Origin of the sequence: Micromonospora palythoicola (genome assembly GCF_036689795.1) — a bacterium.
GTDB classification, from domain to species: Bacteria; Actinomycetota; Actinomycetes; order Mycobacteriales; family Micromonosporaceae; genus Micromonospora; species Micromonospora palythoicola.
The window spans coordinates 1-10,075 of record NZ_JBAGKI010000109.1 but is presented as its reverse complement, the minus strand read 5'-3'; the positions used below and the strand labels follow the sequence as shown (position 1 = coordinate 10,075).

At 73.7% G+C, this 10,075-nt stretch carries 8 protein-coding genes; 6 read left to right on the top strand and 2 right to left on the bottom strand.

All coding sequences use genetic code 11. The annotated features are described in order from the left end of the window. The first annotated feature begins 200 nt into the window (after positions 1–200). The 4 genes from V5O40_RS27175 to V5O40_RS27160 all read left to right on the top strand — a co-directional run bounded on the left by V5O40_RS27175 (position 201) and on the right by V5O40_RS27160 (position 4,664). Positions 201–2,738 (top strand): FtsK/SpoIIIE domain-containing protein, encoded by a 2,538-nt coding sequence (locus tag V5O40_RS27175; protein ID WP_332908099.1) that lies wholly within the window; start codon positions 201–203, stop codon positions 2,736–2,738. Between the two features lie 3 nt (positions 2,739–2,741). Beyond that, on the top strand, positions 2,742–3,725 hold the full coding sequence (locus V5O40_RS27170; protein ID WP_332908098.1) for a hypothetical protein: 984 nt from the start codon (positions 2,742–2,744) through the stop codon (positions 3,723–3,725). 212 nt (positions 3,726–3,937) lie between these two features. Next, entirely contained in the window at positions 3,938–4,201 is a 264-nt protein-coding gene (locus V5O40_RS27165; protein ID WP_204014823.1) for a DUF6244 family protein, read from the top strand. 25 nt (positions 4,202–4,226) lie between these two features. After that, the gene (locus tag V5O40_RS27160; RefSeq protein WP_332908097.1) at positions 4,227–4,664 is read left to right on the top strand and encodes a hypothetical protein; all 438 of its coding nucleotides are present in this window, start codon (positions 4,227–4,229) and stop codon (positions 4,662–4,664) included. 13 nt (positions 4,665–4,677) lie between these two features. Here the strand turns inward: V5O40_RS27160 and V5O40_RS27155 are convergent, their stop codons facing one another. Both V5O40_RS27155 and V5O40_RS27150 read right to left on the bottom strand, forming a co-directional pair. After that, positions 4,678–5,778, bottom strand: coding sequence for a J domain-containing protein (locus V5O40_RS27155; protein WP_332908096.1), 1,101 nt, complete (start codon positions 5,776–5,778; stop codon positions 4,678–4,680). Between the two features lie 321 nt (positions 5,779–6,099). Beyond that, positions 6,100–7,449, bottom strand: a complete 1,350-nt coding sequence (locus V5O40_RS27150; RefSeq protein ID WP_332908095.1) for a pentapeptide repeat-containing protein — start codon at positions 7,447–7,449, stop codon at positions 6,100–6,102. Between the two features lie 420 nt (positions 7,450–7,869). On the opposite strand from V5O40_RS27150, the gene V5O40_RS27145 reads away from it, so the two are divergent. Continuing rightward, positions 7,870–8,679, top strand: coding sequence for a TerC family protein (locus V5O40_RS27145; protein WP_332908094.1), 810 nt, complete (start codon positions 7,870–7,872; stop codon positions 8,677–8,679). A 293-nt stretch (positions 8,680–8,972) separates the two neighbouring features. Continuing rightward, positions 8,973–10,034 carry a lipase family alpha/beta hydrolase gene (locus V5O40_RS27140; protein WP_332908093.1) on the top strand — a complete coding sequence of 354 codons (1,062 nt, stop codon included), beginning with the start codon at positions 8,973–8,975 and terminating at the stop codon, positions 10,032–10,034. Positions 10,035–10,075: the final 41 nt, after the last annotated feature.

Sequence of the window (10,075 nt, the reverse complement as noted above, 5' to 3'; positions counted from 1 at the left end):
GCGGGGCCACGGGGCGGGCCCACCCCGGGGCCGCCGGGGCCCCGGGCGGGGGGCCCGCGGGGCGGTTCGGACCGGGGGGCCGCCGTGCGCCGCGCCGGCCGGGTCGCGCCCCGACACGTCCGGATCGGACACGTGCCGGTGTCGCCGCCGTCCGTTAGGGTTTCTGCGATCAGGCGGCGCTCGGCGGTGAGGGGCAGGGTGTGGGCAGGCTCGCGTCGGCGTACGAGCAGGCGGTCGCCGCCCACCGGGCGGCCCGTGCGCATCTTGACTCCGCCCGCACCGCGCTGAACGCCACCACGCCGGCCGCTCCGGTGGTCGACACCGACCTGCTGGCCCGGCTGGCGAGGGTCGGTGCCGCGCTGGCCACCCCGACCCCGGGCACCCCACTGACCCGCCGACCCGTGCCGGTGCGCGTCGGGGAGGCGGTCACCGCCGGCGGTGGGTTCCCGGTGCTGCTGCCCCTGGGCGCCGGGCACCACCTGGCGATCGACGGTGACGGCCGGCACCCGGCGGTCGCTGGGCTGCTCCGGGCGCTGGTGCTGCGACTGCTGGCCACCGCCGCACCCGGTGGCGTGCGGGTCGCCGCGCTGGACACCGCCGCCCTCGGCGCCACCTTCGGTCCACTGCGACCACTGCTCGACGCCGGAGTCGTCGACCCGCCCGCCACCACCGAGGCGGAGGTGACCGCGCTGCTCGACGCCGCCGAGCGGCACGCCCGGACCGCCCGGCAGGCCGACCACCCGGACCAGGACCTGCTGCTGCTGGTCGCCGCGTCCGTCCCGTCGCCCCGCGAGGCCGCCCGGCTGGCCGCGCTCACCCACGCCGGCCCGGCCGCCGCCGTCTGTGTGCTGCTCGCCGGCTGGCCGCCGGCCGGGCCGGGCGAGTCCGCTCCACCGCTGGGCGCCACCACGACGCTGCGACTGACCGACGGATACGCCCGGGTCGGTGATCCGCCCGGCACGCCGTTCAGCGCCGACGGCAGCGGGCTGGCCGCGTCGGTGGTCCTCGACGGCGACCCGCCGCCGGCCTCCGTCGCCGCGCTCGCCACCCACCTGGGCGAGGCCGCCCGGCGCGGCGCGGCGGTCGACTTCGCCGACCTGCTGCCTGGGCAGCGGTGGACCGCCTCCGCCCGGGCGGGCCTGCGGACCGTGGTCGGCCGGGCCGGACGCGACCCGGTCACCATGGGCTTCGACGACGCCACCCCGCACTGGCTGGTTGGCGGGCGTACCGGCGCCGGCAAGACGGTCTTCCTCCTCGACGTCCTGTACGGCCTGGCCGCCCGCTACCCGCCGACCGAGTTGCAGCTCTACCTTCTGGACTTCAAGGAGGGGGTCAGCTTCACCGAGTTCGTGCCCACCGAACGTGACCCGTCGTGGCTGCCGCACGCCCGCGCCGTCGGCATCGAGAGCGACCGGGAGTACGGCGTGGCCGTGCTGCGCGAGCTGCGCCGTGAACTGCACCGGCGGGCCACCGCCCTCAAGCGGCACGGCGTCACCAAGCTCGCCGACCTGCCCGCCGACACCCCGGTGCCCCGGATCGTCGCCGTGATCGACGAGTTCCACGTGCTGCTGGCCGGCAACGACCCGGTGGCCCGCGAGTCGGTCGACCTGCTGGAGGAACTGGCCCGCAAGGGCCGCTCGTACGGCGTGCACCTGGTGCTGGCCAGCCAGAGCACGACGGGGATCGAGGCGCTCTACGGCCGGGCCGAGGCGGTCTTCGGGCAGTTCGCCCTGCGGGTGGCGCTGCCCGGCGGCGGGGGAGTGCTCGACCAACTCAACGACGCCGCGGCGACCCTGCCGGTCGGCTCGGCCGTGGTCAACACCGCCGCCGGTGCGCCCGGGGCGAACACCGTGCTCCGCTTCCCCGACGCGCACGCCGCTACCGGCGAGTTGACCCGGCTGCGCCACGATCTGTGGCAGGCCCGCCCGGCGGGCGCCCGCCCGCCGTCGGTGTTCCGTGGCTACGCCACCGCTCGGGTCGAGGACGACGCCACCTTCACCGGGCTGCGTCCGGGTGGTCGCCGGCCGCTGGCGCTTGTCGGTCGGACGGTCGACGTGGACGGCACCACCGCCCTGTTCATCATGGACACCGCCCCGGGCCGGCACCTGGCCGTGGTCGGCACCTCGTCCGCCGGGGCCGAGGTGCTGCGGGCAGCCACCCTGAGCCTGGCCCGCCAGCACGCCCCCGGCGAGGTGGCGTTCGTGCTCGCTCCGCTGGTCGCCGCCGCCGACCCGGCCGCCGACGACACGGCCGCCATGCTGGCCGCCGCCGGGCACCGGGTCGAGCGGATCGACGCCGCCGCCCTGCGCGACCGGATCCGCGCCCTCACCGCCAGCGGAAGCGGTGACCGACCCGAGCGCGCCTACCTGGTGGTGTTCGGGGTGGACGCTGCCGCCGGTCTGCTCGCCGAGAGCGACCCCACCACGTTCCGCTCCGGCCACGACGACCTGCGGGCGCTGCTGCGGCAGGGGCCCGGCCACGGGGTGCACCTGCTCGGCTGGTGGCGTGGCCTGCGTCGGCTCGCCGACGACCTCGGCGGCACGCAGAACCGCGACGACGTCGCCTGCCTGGTCGCGTTGAACGTGCCCGGCTCGGATCTCGGCCTGCACCTCGGCGTGCACGACCTCGCCTACACTCCCCGCGCGGACCGGGCACTGCTGGTGGACCGGCACGACCAGCGGGTCCGGTTGATCGTGCCGTTCGTCCGCGACGGTCATCCCTCCGACGGGCAGGAGTGAGGCGTGTCCACCTTCGACGAGTACGCGGCGCTGGCCCGCCACCTCGCCGTGCAGCACCGCGCCGGGGAGCAGGGCGCCGCCGCCGAGGCCGAACGGCAGCGGGATCTCGGGGCCGCGGTGGAGTACCTCGACCGGCGGCTGACCGCCCAGGGGCAGCGCCTCGACCACCTCGGCCGCACCCTGGGCATGGCACCTGGCCAGGTGTCCACCGGCGCGCCGACCGGTGTCCCGCCGGGCGGATTCCTGCCCGGTGGTCCGCCGCCCGGACCACCGTCGAGCGCAGCGCCGGTGTCCGGCCCGCCCGGTCGGCCGGCAGACCCGCCCGGACCACCGGCCCCGGCCGGCCCGCCCGGGAGCGCGGTGCCGGTGCCCGGGACGTCCGGTCGGCCGGCGGGCCCGTCCGGGTATCCGGCTGATGGGTGGACGGGGTCGGCCGGCGGCGCAGCCGCCGCCCCGGGGCGGTCGGATGTCGGGGCGTACTCCCCGGTTGGTGTGGGGGAGACGAACCCGGCGCTGCCGGTGGCGGTGAGCGCGACGGCGGCGGGGGTGCCGAGCCCACGCGCGGGTGAGGTCGACCCGGCGACGGAGCTGGAGTTGGCCCGGCGCTGGGCCGACGAGGCCGACCGGCACGGACAGCAGGCGGAACTGCTCGCCCAACAACCGGCGCTGCTGCCGAGCTGGTCCCCGATGGCCCGGGCGGTCGCCGTCTACCTCGGGTTCGCGGGCGTCGCCGTGCTGCTCATGCTGGTGATGGCGCTCGCCTCGGGCGTCGGCGTGGTCGGCTTCGGCACCCTGGTCGCCTGGATGTGCGCCGGCCTGCCCGCGGTCGCGCTGATCGGGGGGTGGCTGGTGCTCGGCCGCTGGGGGCGGCCCGCTGTCGGGGCCGTCACCCCACCCCGCTATCCGGTCCTGGGGTTCCTGCTCTGCTTCCTCGCGGTCCCCCTCGCCTACTGCGGTTATCTGCTGCTCTTCCGCGCCATGCGCTGACCCGACGCCGTCGAGGCTCCGATCGGCCCGTCCCGACTCGGCCAACGGCGTTCCTGGCGGTGCGGTGCGGGTGGCTGGCGGCGCAGGAGGTTGTGTGTGGTTCGGGCGAGGTCGGGTGGTCGCGGCGGGCGAGTGGTTCTCGTAGGCTCCTGTGTGGTCGCTGCTGGTGAGCGAGCGGCGACGCCGGTGTGGTGCGATCGTGGGGAGGGCGTGTGAGCGCGGCGGAGATGATCGCCAGGCTGGCGGCGGCGGCCCAGAAGCTGGACGAGGCGAAGGCGAAGACAGCGGCGGCGGCGCAGGACGCGGCCGAGGCCCGGCAGCTTGTCGCCGGGGCCCTGCAGGGCGTGGCCGCCGGGCCGTTGATCAACATGATCGACTCGTACCGGCAGGCGCTCGCCCAGGCGGCCCAGGGGCACGAGCCCGCCCGGCAGCACGTCCAGGAGACGATCGCCAAGGTACGCGCGCTGGGCAACTGAGTCGGAAACCGATCGAGGCGGTGGGATGAGCAGCGGCGAGACGCGCGACGGTGGGGTGCTCGACGGCTTCCACATCGGGCAGGTGCCGGACGGTGTCGGCGACGAGGTGTCGGACTTCGCCACCGAGTGGGACGACGTACGTTTCGCCAGCCGGGTCTGGGAGCGCCAGACGCCCGACGGCCATCGCGTGGATCTGCGGGTCCACGTGTTGCGCGGGGAGCGGCTGGTCGACCTGACCGCGCTACGGGAATTCCTCTGCGGGTATCACGAGCGCGACCCCGCCGAGTGGCAGCTCAGCGAGTTCCCGCACGGTGACGGCCCCGGCCTGCACGACGGCGGCCAGGCGTTCTGGCTCGTCGAGCCCGGCGTCGCGGTCAACGTGCTGACGACCCCGGAGTTCGGCGGGTCGCTGCTGTCGACCGCCCGGTCCATTCAGGCCGGTGACAGCGACCCGCAGCAGTGACGAGGCTGGCCGCTCAGCGCAGCCACCGTACGCGTTTCTCGACGGTCCGGATCACCCTGCGCCACGCGCTGGTGGCCGGCCCCGAATTCATGGCGTCGAGCCGACGCCGTGCGCCCCATCCGGCGAGTGGTCGGTCGGCGACCCGCATCAGATCGTCGAGCGTGTCGATCGCCGAGCCGACGTGCAACAGCTCCAACGCCTCGGCGATCCCGAACGCCTCCGCGATGTCCACCAGGAGATCGCGGTTGGTGATGAAGAGCCGGGGAACCCACTCGGTCACCGGGTGCCTGATGCTGTAGAGAATCAGCCCGAAGTCGTACGACCGATCGTCGTCGACGCTGATTCCGGCCTTGAGAATCGAGTTCATGAACTCGTCCCAACCGGGAACGGCGGCCAGCTCGTGGGAGCTGGTCTCGGTCAGGTACCGGTGCAGCGTCTCCTTGGCGCGAAACAGGAGCAGCTCGCCGTCGGCGCCGGGAAAGAAGACCACCGACTCCTCGAACTCGGATCGAGCCACCAGCGTGTAACCCTCGGCGCCATCCGACAACGAGATGGTTATCGGTTCGATGGTCAGCGGTTCCGGTAGATGCACCGGCTCGAACCGGGGATGCGTCCACCGGGCGCGAGGATGCTGATGCTCGCGTGCCTCCCGCTCGCGTATCCGCGCCAGCCGCTCGGCCTCCGCCCGTTCGCGCACCTCGCGCTCGCGGGCTTCCTGCTCACGGGCCTCACGTGCCGCGTGCTCCCGGGCCCGTCGTGCGTCCGCCGCCCGATCCCGGGCCTCCTGCTCGCGCGCCTCGCGTTGCTGGGCTGCCCAGTCGTGGGCCCGCTGCCCACCGCCCGCCCGCTGGCGCTCCGCGCGTTGCTGTTCCTCGGCCTGGCGGGCCTGGCGTTCGCGCGTCTCGCGTTCCCGAACATCGGTGAGGAGTTTGTACGCCCGATTGATCTGCTGCATCTGCCGGGTCGCTTCTTCGCGAACGTTCTCCGGGCTCGACTGATGCTTGTCCGGGTGCCAGACCTGCACCAGGATCAGGTAACGCTGGCGTATCTCAGCCACTGACGCTTCCCGGCTGACGCCGAGAAGCACGTACGGATCCTGCTCGTTCGGGGACATCGATTCGCCGGATCCTCATGGGTGCTGGACGCGTCCGCCGGTGATGCTAACAGCACCCGTCGATGCGGTCGGCCCGCTGCCACGGCGGTCGCGGGATGCGGCATGACGGCGTCTCCGGGGCACGTGATGCCGCGACATGCCGCAAGTCGCTTCCGTGCCGTCCCCGTAAACCTGAGGGGGCGGCGTGTCCGTTCCTGGTGGGGCTCGCGGGATGCGGCATGTCGGCCTTTCCGGGGCGCGTGATATCGCGACATGCCGCAAGTCGTGCCGGCGTCGGGCGACAGCGGGTCGTGGCGGTGTCAGGGTGACAGGCGGCGGGGGCTACGGGTCGGTGAGCAGGAGCCAGTCGGTGTCCAGGGGCTCGGCGTGCGTGCCCTCGGGCCAGGTGTGGTGTGCCGACGTGGTGGCGCGGGCCTGGTCGAACAGGGGGCGGCGGGCCGGGGTGGCGCCCTCGAAGGTGACCGGGCCGTGGAAGCGGGCCCGGCCGAAGCTGGCCGCCCCGGCGAAGCGGGCGTCGGCGAACGAGGCTTCACCCCCGAACTCGGTCCAGCGGAACAGGACCAGGTCGGCGAAGCGGGCCCGGCTGAACACGGCGTCACCGCCGAACGAGCTGTGCTCCATGGACAGTCCACCGTGGAACTGGGCCTCACGGAAGCTGGCGCTGCCGGTGACTGTGGTGTGGTCGAAGGTGGCGGTCCGGTGGAACGTGCTGCCCCGCCAGGAGGTCTCGCCGAGGGTGGCCCGCTGGACCGACAGCGGGCCACCGAACTCGGCCCCGTCGGCGCTGAGCCGGCCGGTCACCCGGGCGCCGTCCAGGACGATCGCCGCGTCGCCGCCGACCCCGTCGAGCAGGAGGGTGTCGAAGCCCGCGCCGAGGGCCAGCCGCCCGGTCAGCGTCGCCCCGGTGAACCGGGTGGTGCCGGTGCAGGTGGCGTCGTTCAGGTCGGCGTCGTGGAGGGTGCACCCGGTGGCGTCGAAGTCGTCGAGTCGCGCGCCGGTCAGGTCCAGGCGCACGCCGGGCCAGAAGGCGTCGTCGTCCGCGCGCAGGTGCCGGGTCAACACCCGCTGCGCGCTGCGGCGTACCTCCGTCTCCCGCGCGTCGTCCGGCGACGGCATCCGCAGGTACGCGCAGAGCACCCCCACGATCGTCGTACGCTGCGCCGGGTTGTCCTGGCCGAGTCGTTCCAGGGCGTGCAGGCCGCCGAGGCGTACCGCGGCGTTGTCGTTGCCGAGCAGTTCGACGGCCCGCGTGTACAGCTCGGTCAGCCGGCGCTCGGCGGCGTCGTGCGCGGCGGCCTCGGCCTGCTGCTCCTGGTGCCGCTGCCCGGCCTCGGCGACCGCCTCAACGTGCGCCTGCACCCGGTCGCGGTGCTCCTGGTCGGCGGCGGCGACGACCTCCTGGTGCCGTTGCGCCCGCTCGCTTATCCACTGTCGCCGGGCGGCGAGCAGCAGTGCCAGCCCGCCACCGGTGCCGGCGACCACGGTCAACCCGGTGCGGATGGCGTCGACGCGCAGCGTGGCCCGGGTGTCCGGCGCGGTGGCGCGGTCGGCCTCGTCGAGCAGCCAGGACAGCACCCACCAGCCGAGCAGGGTGGCCAGCAGCAGCCCGACGAGCACCAGCCACCACGGCATCACCCGCAGCCGTTCGTCGGGGGGTGGGGTGCCGGGCACGGCCACAGCATGCCATCGATCCGTACGTGGCGTAGGCCCCGGGCTCGGCAGCCGGAGGGCTGTCCGAGCCGCTGCCGTGACGGCGGCCAGGACCGGCCGGGCCGCTGTCGTGGCGCGCGGCCGGAGGGCGGCCGGAGCCGCTGTCGTGGCATGCGGCCGGAGGTCGCCGGGGAAGCTGTCGCGGGATGCGGCATGTTGCGGCCTCCCGGCCCCCGCGAAGGGCCGTGATGCCGCAAACCGTGCCGCTGATCCCGCTGGATTGGGCTTGGCGCACAACTCGTGCGGCCGGTTCGGTGCTGGCAGGGCGCCGGGGGCCGGTGGGGTTGCGAAGCGGTTTGTGGCCCGGTAGGTCATCATGTTGCAGATCAGCCGATGGTCCGGGTGCCGACCCGGCGGCCGGTCGTGAGAGTCGAGGATGGCATGGAGTTCCTGACCAGTCCCGAGCTGTGGATCGCGTTCGCGACCCTGCTCCTGCTGGAGATCGTGCTGGGCATCGACAACGTCGTGTTCATCTCGATCCTGTCCGGTCGGTTGCCCGAGCACCAGCAGGCCCGGGCCCGGACGATCGGCATCTCGCTCGCCCTGATCACCCGCCTGCTGTTGCTGGCGTCGTTGTCCTGGATCATCGGTCTGACCGCGCCGCTGTTCACCGTGCTCGGGCAGGAGATATCCGGGCGTGACCTGATCCTGTTGCTCGGCGGGATATTCCTGGTCGGGAAGGCGACGTACGAGATCCACGAGCATCTGGAAGGTTCCGACCACGAGCGCGAGGGCCGCAAGGTGGTCTCGTTCGGCGCGGTCATCGCGCAGATCCTGGTGCTGGACGTGGTCTTCTCGCTCGACTCGGTGATCACCGCGGTCGGCATGGTCGACGAACTCGCCATCATGGTCGCCGCCGTGATCATCGCGATGATCATCATGCTGGTCTCGGCCGGCGCGGTCAGCAGGTTCGTCAACCAGCACCCGACGGTCAAGATGCTGGCCCTGTCGTTCCTGCTGCTCATCGGCGCGAGCCTGATCGCGGAGAGCTTCGACCAGCACATCCCGAAGGGCTACGTGTACGGCCCGATCGCCTTCTCGATCTTCGTGGAGTTCCTCAACCTGCGGGTCCGGGCTCGGCAGCGTCGCCAGCAGGAGCGGCAGCCGGTGCAGTTGCACCCGACGTACGTGAAGCAGGGCTCGCCCCGCACCGAGCCGGAGTCGCAGCCGGAGAGCACACCCGCCGGCTGACCCGCGCCGAACTCGACGCCGCACGCACCCACCCGGTGCGTGCGGCGTTCGTCGTGCGTGGACAGTGCTGCCGCTGCCGCTGCCGCTGCCGCTGCCGCTGCCGCTGCCGCCGGACGGCGCCGCGAGCAGCCCGCTGCCGCCGTGCTCCCGGACGCCCGACGCGGACAGCCGCTACTCGTGCGTAACTTTTCATTGACGTTTCTGGATTGTGACCCGCATCATCAGTGCACGGTCGATCGGACATCCCACCGCCTCCACCCGGTAACCCCGGGATCCCCTTGGGAGGTGCAGCGATGCTGCTCCGAAAGGCTGTCCCCGTCCTGGCTCTCACCGTCTTCGCCGTCCTAGCGGCTCCCGCCGCCACCGCCGCCACCGCCGCTCCACCCGCCACCGCCGCTCCACCCGCCACCGCAGCGCCCACCCGCGTCGCCACCGCCACCGGCACCCCCGCCGCAGCCGATCCGGCCGGCGCACCCGACGGTGTCACCGGGTCCGCCGGCACCGGCGCATCGTCCGTCCGGAACGGCGCGTCCACCGGAGCCGAACCCGCCGACGTCGCGTCCACCGGAGCCGCACCCGCCGACGGCGCATTAACCGGAGCCGCACCCGCCGACGTTGCGTCCACCGGCGGAGCCGAACCCGCCGACGGCGCGCCGACCGGTGCGGCGGCGACCGACGACCTGCGGGCGCTGGCCGGTGCAAATCCGGTCATCGTGGTCGGTGGGCTCAGCGGGATCGCGGCCGTCTACGAACCACTCGCCGCCCGGCTACGCGCCGACGGGTACCGGGTCTGGATCTACCAGTTGCCCAACCTCGGGCTCGGCGACATCACCGCGTCCGCCGCCGGCCTGCGCGGATACGTGGGACAGGTCCGCGCCGCTGCCGTGGGTGCCAAGGTCGACCTGGTCGCACACTCCGAAGGCGGCCTGGTCAGCCGCTACTACATCAAGAATCTCGGCGGCGGCGAGGCCGTCGGACGCTATGTCAGCCTGGGCACCCCGCAGTACGGCACCTACGTGGCGAACATCGTGTCGTTCCTCGGCCTGGGCAGCTGCGCTGGCGTGGTCGCCTGCCAACAGATGACCATCGGGTCGTCGTTCCTCACCGCCCTCAACGCGGGCGACGACACCCCGGCACCGGTGCGCTGGACCACGGTGCGCACCTGGCAGGACGAACTGGTCCGACCGGTGGACAACGCGATGCTGGCCGACGGGGCGACGAACGTACTGATCCAGTCCCGGTGCCCGCTGCGCGTGGTCGGCCACCTCGGCCTGGTGCTCGACGGCACCACCTACACCGTCGTCCGGCAGGCCCTGCGCGACGCCGCGATCAACCCCAACTGCCTGGCCCTGTGACCCACCCGGCCCGGCGGCTCCACCCCCCCGGCCGGGCCCGG

Excerpts from the sequence above, each read along its gene's own strand:
- V5O40_RS27160 (WP_332908097.1), top strand. The coding sequence starts at position 4,227 with ATGAGCAGCGGCGAGACGCGCGACGGTGGGGTGCTCGACGGCTTCCAC.
- V5O40_RS27155 (WP_332908096.1), bottom strand. The coding sequence starts at position 5,778 with ATGTCCCCGAACGAGCAGGATCCGTACGTGCTTCTCGGCGTCAGCCGG.
- V5O40_RS27145 (WP_332908094.1), top strand. The coding sequence starts at position 7,870 with ATGGAGTTCCTGACCAGTCCCGAGCTGTGGATCGCGTTCGCGACCCTG.
- V5O40_RS27140 (WP_332908093.1), top strand. The coding sequence starts at position 8,973 with ATGCTGCTCCGAAAGGCTGTCCCCGTCCTGGCTCTCACCGTCTTCGCC.